The organism is Dokdonia sp. 4H-3-7-5 (genome assembly GCF_000212355.1).
In the GTDB taxonomy this organism is placed as follows: domain Bacteria; phylum Bacteroidota; class Bacteroidia; order Flavobacteriales; family Flavobacteriaceae; genus Dokdonia.
Window position 1 is genome coordinate 1176738 of the sequence record NC_015496.1, and the last position, 17982, is coordinate 1194719.

General features: G+C 37.4%; 11 protein-coding genes. 2 read left to right on the top strand and 9 right to left on the bottom strand.

Annotated features, from left to right (window positions below; translation table 11 throughout):
* Positions 1-82 precede the first annotated feature (82 nt).
* Complete coding sequence (locus tag KRODI_RS05170) at positions 83-2119, bottom strand: alpha/beta hydrolase family protein (protein ID WP_013750526.1); 2037 nt, start codon at positions 2117-2119, stop codon at positions 83-85.
* Positions 2120-2283: 164 nt separating this feature from the next.
* The gene (locus tag KRODI_RS05175) at positions 2284-5985 is read right to left on the bottom strand and encodes a carboxypeptidase-like regulatory domain-containing protein (protein ID WP_013750527.1); all 3702 of its coding nucleotides are present in this window, start codon (positions 5983-5985) and stop codon (positions 2284-2286) included.
* A gap of 371 nt (positions 5986-6356) precedes the next feature.
* Here KRODI_RS05175 and KRODI_RS05180 point away from each other — a divergent pair, with 371 nt between their 5' ends.
* Positions 6357-7769, top strand: a complete 1413-nt coding sequence (locus KRODI_RS05180; RefSeq protein ID WP_013750528.1) for a Gfo/Idh/MocA family protein — start codon at positions 6357-6359, stop codon at positions 7767-7769.
* 72 nt (positions 7770-7841) lie between these two features.
* Here KRODI_RS05180 and KRODI_RS05185 read toward each other — a convergent pair whose 3' ends face one another.
* The 6 genes from KRODI_RS05185 to KRODI_RS05210 all read right to left on the bottom strand — a co-directional run bounded on the left by KRODI_RS05185 (position 7842) and on the right by KRODI_RS05210 (position 16247).
* A complete protein-coding gene (locus KRODI_RS05185; protein ID WP_013750529.1) occupies positions 7842-8612 on the bottom strand; it encodes an enoyl-CoA hydratase/isomerase family protein in 771 nt (256 codons plus the stop codon).
* Between the two features lie 63 nt (positions 8613-8675).
* Positions 8676-10124, bottom strand: a complete 1449-nt coding sequence (locus KRODI_RS05190; RefSeq protein WP_013750530.1) for a sensor histidine kinase — start codon at positions 10122-10124, stop codon at positions 8676-8678.
* A complete protein-coding gene (locus tag KRODI_RS05195) occupies positions 10124-10675 on the bottom strand; it encodes a CopD family protein (protein ID WP_013750531.1) in 552 nt (183 codons plus the stop codon). Before KRODI_RS05195 ends, KRODI_RS05190 begins: the two co-directional genes overlap by 1 nt.
* Positions 10676-10756: 81 nt before the next feature.
* Positions 10757-13864 carry a WD40/YVTN/BNR-like repeat-containing protein gene (locus tag KRODI_RS05200; RefSeq protein WP_013750532.1) on the bottom strand — a complete coding sequence of 1036 codons (3108 nt, stop codon included), beginning with the start codon at positions 13862-13864 and terminating at the stop codon, positions 10757-10759.
* A gap of 235 nt (positions 13865-14099) precedes the next feature.
* Complete coding sequence (locus tag KRODI_RS05205; RefSeq protein WP_013750533.1) at positions 14100-14699, bottom strand: hypothetical protein; 600 nt, start codon at positions 14697-14699, stop codon at positions 14100-14102.
* A 165-nt stretch (positions 14700-14864) separates the two neighbouring features.
* Positions 14865-16247, bottom strand: a complete 1383-nt coding sequence (locus tag KRODI_RS05210; protein WP_013750534.1) for an MATE family efflux transporter — start codon at positions 16245-16247, stop codon at positions 14865-14867.
* A gap of 158 nt (positions 16248-16405) precedes the next feature.
* Here KRODI_RS05210 and KRODI_RS05215 point away from each other — a divergent pair, with 158 nt between their 5' ends.
* Positions 16406-16816 carry a hypothetical protein gene (locus KRODI_RS05215; protein ID WP_013750535.1) on the top strand — a complete coding sequence of 137 codons (411 nt, stop codon included), beginning with the start codon at positions 16406-16408 and terminating at the stop codon, positions 16814-16816.
* A gap of 56 nt (positions 16817-16872) precedes the next feature.
* Here KRODI_RS05215 and hemH read toward each other — a convergent pair whose 3' ends face one another.
* Positions 16873-17913 (bottom strand): ferrochelatase, encoded by a 1041-nt coding sequence (hemH, locus tag KRODI_RS05220; protein WP_013750536.1) that lies wholly within the window; start codon positions 17911-17913, stop codon positions 16873-16875.
* Positions 17914-17982 lie beyond the last annotated feature (69 nt).

The following is a 17982-nucleotide window of genomic DNA, read 5'->3' on the forward strand; positions in this document are numbered from 1 at the left end:
TTACACCTCATTAAAAACCCTGAATGTCAAATGACATTCAGGGTTTTTTTATTCAAATTTTCGCGAAAGCGTAAAATATAATCTACTTTTCAAGAGCAACAACTTCTTCTTGTTTTAAGTGCTCTGCGAAAAAGCCCATCATTGCTTTATACAATTCTAGCGTGTTTTCTTCTTTACCAAAACCGTGACCCTCATCATACTTCACCATGTATGGCACTTCAACTCCGCGAGCTCTTAACTGCTCCACAATTTGGTCTGCCTCGTCTATATTTACTCGAGGATCATTTGCTCCTTGCACCACAAATAATGGCTTTATAATCTTATCTACATGCAAGGCTGGAGAAATCTCATCCATGATTTTCTTCTCTTCTGGCTTGTTTGGATTGTACCAGATGGTATGTAACATATCACGATACTTCTCCCAGTACGCTGGGATGGTTTCCATAAAAGTATGCAAGTTACTCACCCCTACATAATCTACACCACAAGCATATTTTTCTGGTGTTTTGGTCATTCCGCGTAGTACGGCATATCCACCGTGACTTGCACCGTAAATAGCAACTTTATCTTTGTCAATCTGTCCAAGAGAAACTGCATAATCTACACCATCTTCTACATCATCCATCGCTTTACGACCTATTTGTCCAAAACCAGAGGTATAAAACTCCTTACCATATCCGCCAGAAATTCTAAAGTTTACGGCTAGTGTAGCATAGCCACGGCTAGCAAATAATTGTGCTTCTGGGTTGAAACCCCAGCTATCACGTATTCCTTGCGGTCCTCCATGCGGATTTACAATCATAGGCACTTTTTGACCTTCTTTTACACCATTAGGCATGGTAAGATACCCGTGTAATATAATCCCATCACGACTCTTAAAAGTGATAGGAGTCATTGCAGCCATATCTTGCTCCTCAAGCTGAGGAAGAATTTTATACAGTAACGTTACCGTATCCTCCTCCACATCATAGAGGTGATACTCGCCTATAATGCGATCGCTCGTTACCACCACCATCATTTTACTCTCATCATCTGTGCGTCCTACTACGTAAAAATCTTTGTCTCCAAAATCTTTCTGCAAACGCTTTTGCACCTTTTTATAAGTATCACTTACAGGTACGATTACCGCCTTCTCACCATTATGCGAAAAATAATCAATCTCGTAGTTACGCTTTCGTGAAAGCGTGATTCCGCTCACATCATACGTCTCATCCTTGTACATGGTTGCCAGCACCTTATTTGCTCGCAAGTCATAACGCTGGATCTCTATTTTATCTGTCTCAAGATTAGAAACCACATAAGCCGCATCCGGATTATCTGAAGAATAATCAAAACGACTGATACCGAAAGTTTCACCAAAAGGGACTTCCATTATTTTTACAAACTCATCATCAATATTGTAAAGCAACTCCATGTCTACCCCATTGATAATTCTTGAGATTGCACGTAGGTTTCCGTACTTGTCAAAATCATATCCTGCTACCGGTGCATCTCCCTCATGTACGGTATACAACTTCTCGATAGCACCCGTGTTAATGTTTAGTTTGTAAGGCTCCTCCTGTGCAGGATTGTCCTTGTTCATCTGCACGATAACGTGATCCTTGTCTTCTTTAAGAACGGCTAGTACAGCTACGCGCACCTCATCAAAAGGTGTTAACTCTTCATTACCACTACCGTCTAGATTTACACCAAAGAGATGGTAGTTTTCATTACCTCCTTTATCTTGTGAGTACACAATGCGATCTTCACTTGCCCAGAAGTAGCTACGTATTAAATCTTCCTGCTGTTCTACAAGCTTAACTTCAGTTTGTGTACTTGTGTTTTTAAGAAATAAATCTCTTTTTCCATCTGCTCTACGCTTCATGTACGACAAGTACTTTCCATCTGGTGAAAGTTTAAACGCATATGCTTCTGGGGTCTGGAAGTAATCTTCTACTTTATATTTAAAATCCCCATCTTCTTGAGCAATGAGCTTTGCAAGCGACTCATTTGATGATGGTAATGTTGTATTTCCTGGGAGTATTTTTTCTGTTTTCATTAATTGTAATGGATAGTCAGTACCTAGCTGTGTGTAGGTTCCTGAGATGTTATCATTTGTAATAATCCCAAGATACCTCATTTTTAAATTTACACTTGTTATAGAAATCTTATTTTCTTCAAAAGTGGCGCTGACTGCTCCTTTCTTATAAGCTTTTTTATAGTTCCTCTATTGCGCTTTCGCGAAAGCGTATACCATAATAACGTATAAATTACTTAAAGAAAATAAGCATTTATAATAGCAATCTACATTGTGATTTTTTGAACTGTGTATTTTTGATCTAACTGAGAGATAGGTATAATCAAGATTTGTTCTTGCTCATCAATACCGCCATAGTTCGATTGTATCGTCATCTTTACGAAGAGAGGTACTCTTGACTTCTTAAAAGTGTTATTTGTGATATTTATAATCCACTCACCTTTATTAGAGTCATCATCAATTATAAATTCCTTTGATAACAAACCATTAGTGATAACATCAGATTTATCTGGTGTACTTAAATTTTGTGACCAATTGTAGAATTTTTTTGCAGGGTTTACAAACTGTAAATCAAACTCCATTTGAGGGTCATTCCATTCAATTAAAATCCTTTTATCAATTAATTGTACCGTCTCATAAAATGCCGAAGGCACTTCATCATAATTTATACGATCTTTATTTTTAGTAAGAAGATGTCTTAATTCTGTGTCAGCTATCTTAATGAGTTCTGGAGAAATATTATAAGTGGTAGAATCTGCAGAGAGTATCCTTTTGAGAGTTTCAAAACTCTTAACAAATTTACCTTCTCTTTTATACGACTGTGTAATATCGAGGTGTGACTGCGACTCTTCTGGAGCTAATTCTAAAACACGCTCATGTATTTTTAAAGCTTGTTTATATAAATTCTGTTCTTCTAAAAAAAAAGCAAGCGACCTTAACACCCTTGTATTACTGTCTGCTATGTCTAAAATTGTTGTTAATCCTCTAACTGCTTGATTTTTATCTAGTGGTTCTAAAACCCTATAATAAGCTATATAGTTGTTTACATCTAAAGGATCTTCGTCAATTTTATTCAAAAACTGCTGCTGCAATGTTTTTAGATTTTCCGTAGTTGCTGCATTGTATATTCCAGTCTTTCTAGACGACGAAAATATTTTTGCACCTTCTTGATAATCATTATTTTTTGCGAGTGCACTTTGTGATTCTTTAGTATCTATAAACTCTCCACCCATAGTTGTAATTTCTATAACTCCGTTTCGTCCTAGCGCACCATACTTATTGGTTCCCGCTAGTGTAGACTTAAATGTTATATTTTCAATTCTATTTAAATCAAGAAATGTTGGAGGTGTTTGAGTCAACACTCCATCTACAGCAAATAGAATCTCATCACCTTGTAGAATTGATGATCGCTTTCTAGTATGATAGGTTGCTTGATCACCTTCTCCTTTAACGAGAATAGTAAGAAAACGTCCTCTTATTAGGTCTGCTAGAAATGAAAAACCACCTGGATTAAAGTCTTCCTTATCTATCGATTGATATCCTATCCCGGATCTATCTTTTTGGGCAAGTCTCTTTTCCTTATCAGTTAGGTTTTTATCTTTCTTTTGTTTTGCCTCACCAGTAAGAGCTACTTCATTTAATATCTCATACTGAGATTCTAGTTCCACTTTTAAGAACGAGTTATCTAAAATAATGGTTTCCTTTGCCTTAGTGTCTTTATACTCAAAACTTAAAATAGCACCCTCTTGAGTAGTGATTACAAACTCACCATTACTATCTGTTATCACCTCATTAAGAGATCCCTTTTGAATAACATAGCATCCATAAACAGGTTTGTTATTTAATAAAACTTTTCCTCTAACTTCAATTTTTTTATCAACACCTATCACCTTGTCAGAAAGTTTTTTCTCAAAACTATTTATTGAGTTAGAATAGTCTAATTGAGAAAGGTTTCCTTCATAATCATTCCCTTTTACTAAGGCGCTATTTGCTTCTTTATTTACTATTGTATTGATTATGATTGCTCCATTGCTGGCTGCAGATCCATATTTAAAGTATGCCATATCACCTGGCATTACATATATGCTAGAAATAGAGCTAGCGTCGAGATATAGTGGCAATGATGTAAAAGGAATATCATCTACAATAAAATATCCTATTGGATTAACATTAGTTATAAATTGAGCAAATCGACCAGTTCCTTTTACCGTTAATCCCGGAACAATTTTTAAAACATCTGCTACATACTTTGCTCCTGAAGGAAAATCCTCTTTTGACAATATACCATAAGCTTCTTCAACAGAAGATTGCTTATTCTTATTTACAGCACCACTACCCGTTAATACCACCTCATTGAGAACATCAAATGATTTAGTTAACCTTATCGAGAGATCTCTTATATTGTCCTCAACAACTACTTGTTTTGAGTCCATACCTAGGAATTCAAAATTTAATACATCCCCTTGTTTAGCAGAGATTTTAAAACGCCCACTACGATCTGTTCTAACCTCCTTAAAAGTATTATTAATACTTACTAAAACTCCCGAAAGTGGTTGTTCATCAAAGTACACGGTTCCTGATATCGTATTATTATCATTTTCCGAAATCTCAATAGTCTCAATAAATACACCGTCAGATGTATTCAGTAAACTTTTGGCTTCTTTTATTTTTCTATTGTACAATGGTATATACTTGCCCTCATTATATTGAGCCCATTCATTGAGAACTATGTGATTAGCACTCTGAGTACTGCTTACAACTATAAAATCTCCGGATGTATATATAGGATCAAAACTACCCAAATTAACCAGCCCATCAGAAAATAAAAAGGTCACATCAGAATTTTGAGGTGTTTCTGCCAATTCACTAACATCTGTATTACCAAAATATGATTGATTCGCTAAAAACCGATATACGTCTTCCTGTGATGACCCGTAATTAAAAGATTTTTTATCATTTATTGTATTACTAAAAATAATTACATCAACCTCTGCAGGGTTGACATCACCTAAGTACGCTTTTAAGAGTTTTATTTCCTTATCTAAGGATCGATCCATCATTGACCTAGATACATCCCAAAGAATAGATACACGATTCACCTTGGTGTTAGTAATCTCAGAATTATTTTGAAGTGATGGCTTTGCTAGTATAGATAAATCTACACCATTTGAAACTTGTTTGACCCAACCATCTTGACTGACCGACCTTAAAAAAGATCGTTTTGAATTAAGACTTTGGGAGATTGCAAGACCTAACTCTTCACCATAAACTTCTAAGAGCTCTATGCTTAGCACAATGTCCTGACTTACAACAATATTAGCTGGTATCAAATCTATAGTTTCAATACCACTCCTGGAAGAAATAGTATGGTAGATAGGCTTAGACAGAAATTGCTCTCTTGGGAATCCTTTATCGTAATTATAAATATTCACACGTATTTTTATACTGTCGGAAATATTTTCAACAACATTGAAGCTAACCTTTGATAATTTATGCCTTCCTTTTGGAATCTTAATGAAACTAGCTATTTCACCTCCTAATCCCTCTTTATCTTTCCAGTAGGCCAATAATTCATTAGTCCGTTGTTTAGATCCAAAGCGCTCTGCTTTTCCCCATTTTGAAGTCAGCATCACTTCATCTAAACCATAGACATCTTTAACGAGTTCAATAGTGTTATCTTTTTGAAATTTACTGACCAATTCTTCAAAAGAATAGCTCTGTGTTTTATAACCTACAACTGAAAATTGGATGACATCGCTATCTATAATTTTACTTTCATCAAATTGCAAGGACATGAAACCATCTTTATTAGTTACGGTTCCTATTGCTTTATCCACAAAACCCGCATTTACATATGGAATACCTAAACGAGTATCGCTGTCAATAATATTAGCCTCTATAGTTATTACATACTGAGCACTACATAGAGAACTAAAAAAAAGGATGATTAGAAAAGTAAATTGTTTCATAAAAGTGATTTTTGATTGATTGAGATATTTTAACAAAAAGGATGCCAAAACCGCAATAAATTTACATTTAATTGCTCATTATCTTTGCTTTACATATAATTGGCATGATATAATTGATCTTAGCAGACACCCACATATCAAACATATAATCTCAAAAAATAATTAGTTTACACCAAGTGAACTTTCCTATTCACATAATTATTCAAAATACAATTTAACCAACACTGCCAGCGGTATACCACTCACAAAGAATATTTATACTTTTTAAATTATGTATATTTTGTACGCTTTCGCGAAAGCGTAATCCACTTACTTAAACTTTAGATTGAGTTGATTTTAATATCTTTAAGAATCAAAAACAATCAATCCTTATGAAACGTCGTTCCTTTCTTCAAAAAAGTGCTGCAGCTAGTGCAGCTTTTACTATCGTTCCTAGCTTTGTGCTAGGCGGAAATCATGTGCCTCCCTCAGATACTTTATATATAGGAGCAATAGGTGTAGGTGGTCGTGGCGGCGGCGTGGTGAATGATCTTACAAACTATGGTAAAGTGAAGTTTGTGGCAATGTGCGACGTAGATGATAAGATGGGTGCCGCGAGCTATGCCATGCACCCAAAAGCCAAAACGTATAGAGACTTTAGAAAGTTATACGATAATCATATAAAGGAAATAGATGCGATAATGGTAGGAACACCAGATCATACGCATGCTACCATCGCATTACCTTTTATGCGTGAGAATAAACATGCATATGTAGAGAAGCCTCTTACACATAATATTTACGAAGCTCGTTTAATGGCAACCGTGGCACGACAGCAAGGAATTGTAACCCAGATGGGAAACCAAGGAGCTTCTGGTGATGGGATTAGAGTAGCCCAGGAGTGGATTAACTCCGGAGTTATAGGTACAGTTTCTCGTGTAGATTGCTGGACTAATCGACCGGTGTGGCCACAAGGATTTAAACACATAACAGAAGGGCATCCAGTACCAAAAAATCTAGATTGGGATTTGTGGTTAGGGCCTGCTTCATACCGTGCTTATAATGAGAATTACCTGCCATTTAAGTGGAGAGGTTTTTGGGATTTTGGTACAGGAGCCATGGGAGATATGGGTTGTCACATTATGGAAACGCCATTCAAAGCCTTAAATCTAGGCTTCCCTTATGAAGCCGAAGCTAGTTGTACGAGCATCTGGTCTGGAGATTTTGTGGAGGCAGATTACAGAGAGGCTTGCCCACCAAGTTCTATTGTAAGATTAAAGTTTGACTCACCTACTCAGGGTGACGTGGGGTTAAACTGGTATGATGGTGGAATTATGCCAGATTTACCTAGCGAATTAGGAGAAGGAGAGAAGCCAGGTGATGGCGGTGGTGGTAGCATTTTTTACGGTAGCGATGGGATTATGGTTACAGACACCTATAGTGCAAACCCGCGTTTGCTTCCTAGCGAGCGTATGAAAGATATGACCGCAGTGTCGCAAACAATCAAAAGAGTGACCACTGGTCATGCTGGAGAGTGGATTGAGGCGTGTATTAATGGTGGCGCTACATCATCACCATTTTCTTATGGAGGACCTCTTACAGAGGCTGTACTTATGGGCAATCTCGCTATTAAAGCTTTCCAATACAAAGAATTGAAAGAAGGTAAAAAATCAGGAGACTGGGATCCATATAACTACCCTGGTCGTCGTACGATTAAGTGGGACGGAGATAATATGCGTGTAACTAATTATGAGGAAGCAAATGCATGGGTGAAGCGTGACTACCGTAAGGGATGGGAGTTGTAATTATTTTATTTAAAAGCACAAAAAAATCCGCAATCATACGATTGCGGATTTTTTTATAAGTCCATTCCGTTATTAAAATTCAGCCTTTCTCTTCTCGAGAAATGCCGTTGTTCCTTCTATAAACTGGTCAGTTCCAAAACAACCGCCAAATTCTTCAATTTCTGTATCATATCCATCTACACCGTCTTCAAATCCTGCATTTACTGCATTAATTGCCGCTGCGATTGCCATAGGTGAGTTACGCATGATTTTACCTCCTAGTTTTTCTGCGAGTGGCAACAATTCTTCTTGTGCTACGATATGGTTGATAAGACCGTACTCTAATGCTGTGTTTGCATCTATCATTCCTGCAGTCATAATCATCTCCATGGCACGTCCTTTACCTACTAGTTGTGGTAAACGTTGTGTACCACCATATCCTGGGATTACTCCTAAACTTACTTCTGGAAGCCCCATGCGTGCATTATCACTTGCAATTCTAAAATGTGCCGCCATCGCAAGTTCTAGTCCGCCACCTAGAGCAAAACCATTAATTGCAGCGATAACTGGAGTTCCCATATCTGCTACATAATCAAATAGAATTTCTTGGCCTTTACGAGCAAGTTCTGCTCCTTCAGATTCTGAGAAATTTGCAAACTCGGAGATATCTGCACCTGCTACAAAAGCTTTTTCGCCAGAACCAGTTATGATTGTAACGCGTACGGTTGCATCTTCTTCCGCTTTCGCGAAAGCGTTATGAAGTTCTTCAATAGTCTCTTTGTTTAAAGCATTGAGCTTAGAAGGACGATTGATTGTAATTGTAGTAATACCGTTTTCTGTAGTTGAAAGAATATTATTGTACATAGTACTATGTTGGTTTTTAATATTGGTTCTTATATAGCCGTAATAGCCACGATTTAAAACTTCTTATTTTGGGAAAACAACCTTAAACACAGTTCCTTTTCCTTCTTGAGAAGTAAAGGTAATACTTCCATTATAGGTCTCCATAATATTTTTTACCATTGCGAGCCCTAGCCCCATTCCGCTAGATTTGGTTGTGAATTTAGGCTCAAAGATTTTTACTTCATTCTCTGCCGAAATTCCTATTCCGTTATCTGTTACAGTAATCTCAACCTCTTTTTCTAGTTCTTGTACAGCTACAATAATATTAGGATGCTCTGTAGTCTTAGTTGCTTGTACTGCATTTTTAACCAGGTTTGTAACCACGCGAATCAGTTGCGTCCTGTCAAAATTTGCATATAACTCTTCCTTTTCACTAGAAAAATAGATGTAACGTTCATTAAATATATCTACAGAAAGCTTTACTATGTTAGGTACATTGAGAATCTCACTTTGCTGTGCAGGCATATCTGCAAAGTTTGAAAATGCACTCGCGATACTACTCATGGTATCAATTTGCTGAATAAGAGTCTTACTATATTCCTTTATTTTATCGTGTACTTCTGGATCTTCTGGGTCAAAACGGCGTTCAAAACTCTGTACAGAGAGTCGCATAGGCGTAAGTGGATTTTTAATCTCATGTGCTACCTGCTTTGCCATCTCTCTCCAGGCCGCCTCACGCTCATTCTGGGCAAGCTGCACGGCACTTCCTTCTAGCTCGTCAATCATACGATTATAAGCATTCACCAATGTAGTGAGCTCAGATGGTAGCGCAATAGTGTCTATCTTCTCGTTGCGTTTGTCTAGTTGAGTAGCTTTAATATTATCTTCTACCGTTTTTAAAGTTTTAGTAATATACTTAGCTAAGAAATAAGCTAGCAAAATAGCCGTAAACACCATCAATATGTTAACAATAACAAGACGCCATAAAATCTCTCGAAGCTCTTTATTAATAAAGGCTTCACTATCTTCATACTGTATCTCAAGTATGGCAAGTGGCTTATATTTTGGGTCGTTTATATATGAGTAAGAAAGCTGCTGTGATACTTCTCCATCTAGCTGATTTACATATCTCTTTTCTTCAGATTCTTCTAAGTTTTGAAGTGTCTCAAGACACAATTTCTTTTGCTGCGGACTATCAAATAATTGATCTGTAGATGATATTAAAGGTTCTCCTTCTAGATCGTACATGGTGATATTCTCTCCTTGAATACTCGCAATTTCATATATTTTTTCTTTAAAAATATATGGGATTTTTTCGGTTTTGAGTTCGTAGCTGGTATTATCTAAGACGAAATCTATCGTCTTTCTTATGGAAGACTCTTTACGCTCTAATCGCTCCTCATTATAATCTCTTATTTGCTCTTTATATTGAAAATAAGTAACTCCTGCTATCATTAAAAAGGCAATCAATACCAGCGTGAGCATCGAGGTAAAGATTTTTGTTCCTAGTGAGGTACGATTAAAAGTGAGCATTAAGCATTTGGGTTTTTGTCTTGTATTTTCTTATACAATTTAATGCCTAACATCAACAATACTGCCAAACCTACTAGGCCTAGCATTCCAAAAATCCAATTGGTTGTGCTTTTTGTAACTGCAAGGAAAACCACTGCAAATAAGATAAGCGTTGCGCCTTCATTCCACAGTCTCATCTGGCCGGATGAGTATTTAAAAACTCCCTCTTGTAAACTTCTATGGATACGCCAACTTTTCCAATGATATAAAAATAGGAGTACTATGAATGCGAGTTTAATATGCATCCACGGAGCGCTAAAAAGACCGGGGTTTATATAAAACATCAAGCTCCCAAAAATCACAGTGAGCACCATAGAAGGGCCCGTAATTATCTTCCAAAGGCGGTGCGCCATTAAGCCAAGTTGCTTGCCTAGTATTTCTTTATCTGGTGACGGTTTTTCACTAGCTTCTATCTGATATACAAAAAGACGCGGCATGTAAAAAAGTCCCGCAAACCAGGTGACTACAAAGATGATGTGTAGGGATTTGAAATAAGGGTAGTATTCTGCCATAATGGTAAAGATACGAAGCAAAATAAAACAATAAAGGCGCAGAATTTCTTCTGCGCCTTTCAAATAATAAAATTACTTTACCTACTCCTTTGCATCCTCCACAAAAAGGTAATCTAACTTCAAGCTATTAAACTCGTCATTAAACTTAGTTACCTCTGCATCTAGCATTGTGTCAAATGCATCAAGCTGTGTATTGATTGCTGCCGTAAGTTCATTTTTCACAGCAATATCTTGATCTGTAGGTCCAAAATCTCCCATACCCACAAGACTGTTTAAATGCCCTAGCTTATTTGTTAACTTAATAGGGAAGTTGAGTGGATCTTGTCCTGAGCGATTCTTTGTTTGATATAATTCTTTCTCAATTTTACCAAACTCTTCCTGCATTGTTTTTGCTTTCTCACGCAAATCTGCAGTACGTTCATCGTCTTTGTATTGTGTGGTAAACGACTTGAGCTGATTATTAATTTTCTTAATCTTTTTGATGCTTTGGTGCGCTCTGTCTACAGATTTATTTACATCAGAAATAAAGTCGTGTTGCTTTTGCATATCTGCCACTGTAGCTTCTGCATTAGGATTTGCAACTATTTCAAAAGTTTCTGTTTGCACCTCTCCATTTACATTAAGTGACACCTTATAATTCCCAGGAACTGCTTTAGGTCCATCGAGACTTGCCCACCATAGTATCATTTTATCAAGCTTTTCGGCGCCGTCTGTACGGGTGTTCCAAGCAAACATATTCCCACCTTTCTTAGCTTTCAGCTTTTCACCTTTTTTCTTAGCTCCTGTGCTAAACGACTTGAGCGTATCGCCCGCCATCGTCATATAAGATAACGTTACAGTATCTTTCTTAGCATCAAAATCTTTCAAGTTGAAGTAAGTCATTACACCACCTGGATGATTAGTTCCAGCTGTAAGGCTTGATTTTCCGCCGTTTCCGCCCATTCTGTAGGTTGGTTTTGGCTTAAATAATTTGTTTGTTCCAGCTTTCGCGAAAGCGGACTGATGCAACATCCCAAGGTCATCTATAATCCAAAGGCTACGCCCCTGCGTTGCTACAATGAGGTTATCATCCTTAATAGTAAGGTCTGTAATAGGAACGATAGGTAAGTTAAGTTGGAACGATTTCCAGTTTTTACCATCGTCAAAACTGATGTACATACCCGTTTCTGTACCGGCGTATAATAACCCTTTTTGCTTAGGATCCTCACGCACTACACGCGTAAAATGCTCTGCAGGAATACCATTTGTGATTTTTTTCCACGACTTTCCGTAATCTGTAGTTTTATATAAATAAGGGGCAAAATCACCTAGTTTATAACGTGTTCCTGCCACGTAAGCTGTTCCTTCTTCAAAGGCAGATGGCTCTACGCTGTTTATCATCATATTTTCTGGCATCCCTTTAGGCGTTACGTTTTCCCAAGATTGCCCTCCATTACGAGTTACATGTACGAGACCATCGTCACTACCTACATATAACAGTCCTTCCTTCATAGGAGACTCTGCTGCTGCAAATATGGTACAGTAGTACTCCACAGAGGTATTATCTTGTGTGATAGGTCCTCCAGAAGATTTCATTTTTTCTGGATCGTTAGTCGTAAGATCACCACTTATTACTTCCCAGCTTTGACCTTCATTTTCACTCACGTGCACACTCTGTGAGAATGTGTACAATCTCTTAGGATTGTGCTTTGAGAAAATAATAGGGAAATTCCACTGGAAGCGGTATTTCATATCCTCCACACCGTGACCCATTGGGTTATCTGGCCATACAGATACGCTACGTACCGTGTTTTTCTCGTGGTTTACACGCGTTAAGAATCCGTCGTAACTTCCTCCATACACAATCTCATTATTTTCTGGATCTACAGCTATATGTGCAGACTCACCACCAGCGGTACTCTCCCAGTCATTTTCTGTAATGCTACCACCTTCTGTACGGTGCGGAATGCGTATCGTGCTGTTATCTTGCTGCGCTACATAAATTCTGTACGGAAATGCATTATCTGTAGTCACACGGTAAAACTGAGCTGTAGGCTGATTCATATATGTACTCCAAGAGCGACCACCATCATAAGACACTTGTGCGCCACCGTCATCACCTATAATCATACGGTTAGGATCTTCTGGAGCTATCCATAAATCATGGTGATCTCCGTGTGGTGCGTTATGCGTACTAAAAGTTTTACCTCCATCTGTAGATTTGTGGTAACGCACATTTAAAACATACACTGTATTTTCATCCTTAGTATCTGCATATAGACGTGTGTAATACCAAGCACGCTGGCGCAATTTGCGCTCATCGTTTATTTTTTTCCAAGTTGTTCCTGCATCTGTAGATGTGTATAAACCACCTTCTTCTTGGTTTTCTACCATTGCATACAGTCGGTTACTATTTGCTGGAGAAACTGTGATTCCCATAATCCCTAGTATACCTTCGGCAAAACCATCGTTTGTAGAAATCTCTTTCCAAGTCTCACCGCTGTCTGTACTTTTCCACACAGCAGATCCTTCTCCCCCAGAACTTAAACTATAAGGTGTTCTGCGGGCATTCCAAGTTGTTGCATATAACACACGTGGGTTGTTTGGATCAATAATTAAATCTACAACTCCACTATCTGCATTTGAAAATAAGGTTCTTTTCCAAGTCTTCCCTCCGTCTGTACTTTTGTAAACACCGCGCTCTTGCGTAGGTTTATAGATATTACCTAAAACACCAGCATATACAATATCAGAATTTGTAGGATGCACGCGTATTCTCGGTACGTGACGGCTTTCTTTAAGACCCGACTGTATCCATGTTTTTCCTGCATCTTCAGACTTCCAGATTCCGTATCCCGAAGATACGTTCCCTCTTAGTGTTTTCTCACCACCACCTACGTAGATAACGTTTGGGTCGCTTTTTGAAACCTCAACAGCCCCTATACTTCCTCCAAAAAATCCATCAGAAATATTTTCCCATTCTTTTCCTCCATCATTTGTGCGCCAAACGCCGCCACCAGTGCTTCCCATATAAAATAAATCGGGCTGACCTGGTACTCCAGTAACTGCAGCACTACGCCCACCACGGAAGGGACCAATAAGTCGGTATTCTAGTGCTTCATACGAAGTCTCATCTGGGGTTTGTGCAAAGGTGTCAAGTGATATCGCAAAGCATAACGCCAGGAATAGGTAGCATAATTTTGTCTTCATTTTGATTGTGTTGGTTTTAGCTAAGAAAATTACACAATTCTCTATGAAGTAAGAAGCTAGGATGAATTTTTAACGCTTTCGCGAAAAACTGATTAATCTAAGACCTTGGTCCTGATACTAAGGTCATGTTAATTTCTATAATTTTATTTTTCTAACTAAAAAAAATGATATTTATATCAAAAAGATAATTGAAAAGCAAAAGAATAAGTGGGAGCGAAAAATCTTTTGAATTAAACTATGATTTCATTTCAATAAAATCTTTGAGAAATTCTATCTCATTTAATTCTCTGTTAGGTGTTTTTTTAAGTTTTTTGAGAAGGATTGCATTATCTTTTACTAACTTTTTCAAAAACTTCTTACTTAAAATACTTAATTTTCCAGTATTCATATCTAGAATGCCATTGTATTCGTAGGTGTTACCATTCCCAATATTATAACCTCTATAAATAGCATATTCGTTACTTAAAAAAGTTAATTCAAAATAATTAACATAATTAAAAAAAAGATAATTCTCTCGAGGTATATATACTTTACCATTCTTGCAGACTGCAAAAAGAGATTTATGCTTTTTACCCAAACGAGACTTTTCTTTTTTTGAATTAAATACAAATTTTGCAGCTGGTATTCTTAGAGTTTTCCACAAAGCCAATTTGACTTTTACAGTGTCTCTTTTAAATTCTCCTAAAATTGGCAGACTAGGTTCATTTAATTTGAGTTCGGAGAATGTTTTGAACATACCTTCTTTCCATTCCCTGTTTACATAGCCAGGGTTCTGTGCAATTGTTATTAGTGGTAGCAAAAAAAGAAAGCATAGAGTAACAAGTAAATTTCTCATAATTTAATCTAGTAAGTTTACAAGCAATACAGATATTATAATATTTCAAGACCTTTGCGCTAATTTACAGAGTTTGTTTAGCTATGACAACGATCTGCAATGTTATAATTGAACTTTCACGACCCACCCATCTCGAACAGAGAAATTCTGGCAGTAAGCGTAACATCAATTAGTTACTACAACTAGATTTTTCTTCACATCTCTCCTCAGATAATAACCCGTAACCACTGTAGATAGTACATCTGCAATAGGAAATGCAATCCAAACGCCAAAAACCCCTAAGTAACTAGGTAATATCAATACAAGCGGAATTAAGAAAAAACCTTGTTTTGTAAGACTGAGCAATAGCGCAGGAACAGCCTTACCAATCGCTTGAAAATAGACAGCACCTATTAATTGAATCACAATTACCGGAGTGGCAGCAAAAACCCATCTTAAGGCATCTGGTGTGCGATCCATAAGTATATTGTTATCTGCAATGGCCTGAGCATCTGCATGGCTATCACTTATAAACCACGAGACAAAGAAATCTGGAACCACCATAATAATGATAAAAATGGCGAGCGCTAATCCTCCTGCGTAAATGATAGATGTTTTTATGGTTTCTCGTACTCTGTCATATTGGTCTGCCCCATAATTATAACTAGCAATAGGCATAAAACCTTGTGTAACTCCTATCACAGGAAACAGTGCAAACATTAACATCCTGCTTATAATCCCATAACTTGCGACATCTAGGGCGTCTCCATAATTGATAAGGACATTATTAAGTAAAATAGTAAGCACAGATATCACTCCTTGACGTGCAAGGGTTACTGCGCTAAGTCCTGAAATTTCTGAAACGACTTTGCGTTTTAGCTTCAAACATTCGGCTACGATTCTTAGTTCGCTCTTGAAAATGAAAAACCAAACGATAAACGCAAAACAAATGGCATAGCTAACAAAAGTTGCCCAGGCGGCACCTTCCATCCCATAACCAAGGACATTTATGAGTACATAGTCCATCCCTATATTACCTATAGCAGGAAGAATCATGGCATACATGGCAAATTTGGGTTTACCCTCTGCTCGTATCACATTGTTACCCATCATACACATTGCGAGCATTACAATACCATAAAGGACAATGCGATAATAGGTAAGCGCCATATCTTTAAAGGAGTCATCTGCTCCAAAAAACTCAATGAGCGTATCTTGAAATACGAGCCCTAAAACGGCTAGAAGTCCAGACACCAGAAAAGTAAGGGTAATTTGGTTTCCGAAAACGCGTAGCGCCTTATCATCATCACCAGATCCTAGCGCTCTTGACAGTACAGAACTTCCTCCAATACCTACGGCTAAACCTATGGCTGCAATAAAAAAGGTGACCGGTATAACAACTGTAATCGCACTAATGGCAAGAGGACCTATCCACCTACCTACAAAGATGGTATCTACAATCATATTAAGCGACATCACAAGTATCCCTATAGATGCAGGAACGGCTTGCTTAACCAATAGTTTTGAAATGGGCTCTGTGCCTAATGCTGTAGAATTTTTATTTGCCAAGTTAATATTGCGTTTTAATACTAGTTGCTATGATACAATTAAGATATTATTTAGTCGGTAGTTACCTGTTAATCAAATATATAATGCTTAAATTACATGATATCCCTATTTAAACTGATGTTTTTCAATACATTGAAACCTCCCAAACAAGTGCAATTATGGATGATTTCTCACATACTAAGGATCTTTACTTTGCTACAATAGAGTTTTACAAAACCTACGTGGTCTGCAAAATGAATGAAGGAATCGTTCTAGATATCCCGAAAGCACTCGCTCTTCATGAACAATCTCGCTCTTTCTACAACGGTTTAAAATATGGATTCATATTTGACAGAACGATTGATTATACTATTGACCCTATTGTCTATATACAATGCCCTTATTATGCAGATATTAATGCAATGTTTATAGTTGCAGAAAAAAATGCTACAAAACAAATTGTACAGTTTGAGCAAAACTTCTCAAAGTACAAACTCACTGTTTTTAATACCCTCGAGGAGGCACAAAAAGAAATAAAGAAAGTGAAATTTGGTGAAAAATCACCACTCACAGAAGAACCGTTAGGTTAATTATATCAAGCAAAATTCACTTTCTATTACTTTAAATGATGTATTTGTAGCTTTTATTAAGCAATAGCTTTCCCACTTTCTACAAGTGCCCACTCATTTGCCCATTTGGCAATAAGCGCAGCCCAGTCATCACGATCGTTTATACAAGGAATGGTGTGAAAATCCTTTCCTCCAGCTTCGTGAAAAATTTCTTCACCCTCCATTGCAATTTCTTCTAGCGTCTCTAAGCAGTCAGACACAAAAGCTGGTGTAGCAATGGCCATTTTCTTAAATCCTTCTTTTCCCATACGCTCTACAGTGCGGTCTGTATATGGCTGTAACCATGGATCAAATCCTAAACGAGACTGGAAACTAGTAGAAAACTTTAAAGGCTCCCATCCTAGATATTCTCCTACCATTCGGGTAGTTTCATAGCACTGGTGTCTATAACAAAATTCATGCGCTGCAGACTCAGACATACAACATGAACCATCAATTTTACAGTGCACCTTAGTTACATCACTTTTACGTATGTGACGCTCAGGAACTCCGTGATATGAAAATAATACATGCTCATAATCTACACCTTCAAGACTCTCTGCAATAGAATCTCCTAATACTTTGATGTAATCTGCATCCTTGTAAAATGGTTTTACGTCAGTAATTTTCATCTTCGGAAAAAACTCAGATCTTAGCTCCTCTGCAAGTACGGTAATTGTTTCTGTGGTTGCCATGGCATAATGAGGGTAAAGCGGTAATAACATTACCTCATCTACTCCTTGATCATGCAATTTCTGAAGCCCTTCTTTGATAGATAAAGAACCATAGCGCATCGCAATCTCAACAGGAAGTTTAGTATGTTGTTGTACTTTTTTCTGAAGGCGCTGTGTAAGAACAATTAATGGTGATCCTTCGTCCCACCATATTTTACTATAAGCCTCTGCACTCTTCTTAGGACGTGTATTTAATATGATTCCTTTTACTAGCAATGCGCGTGCTGCATAAGGAACATCAATTACGCGTTCGTCCATTAAGAACTCGCCTAAATATTTTTTTACGTCTTTTGGATCTGTACTATCTGGTGATCCCAGATTTACCATTAAAACTCCTTTGTTCATTTATTCTCAGTTTTTCCTTAACAAAAATACAGTATATCAATCGTATCATCCTCATGTTATCTATAAGAC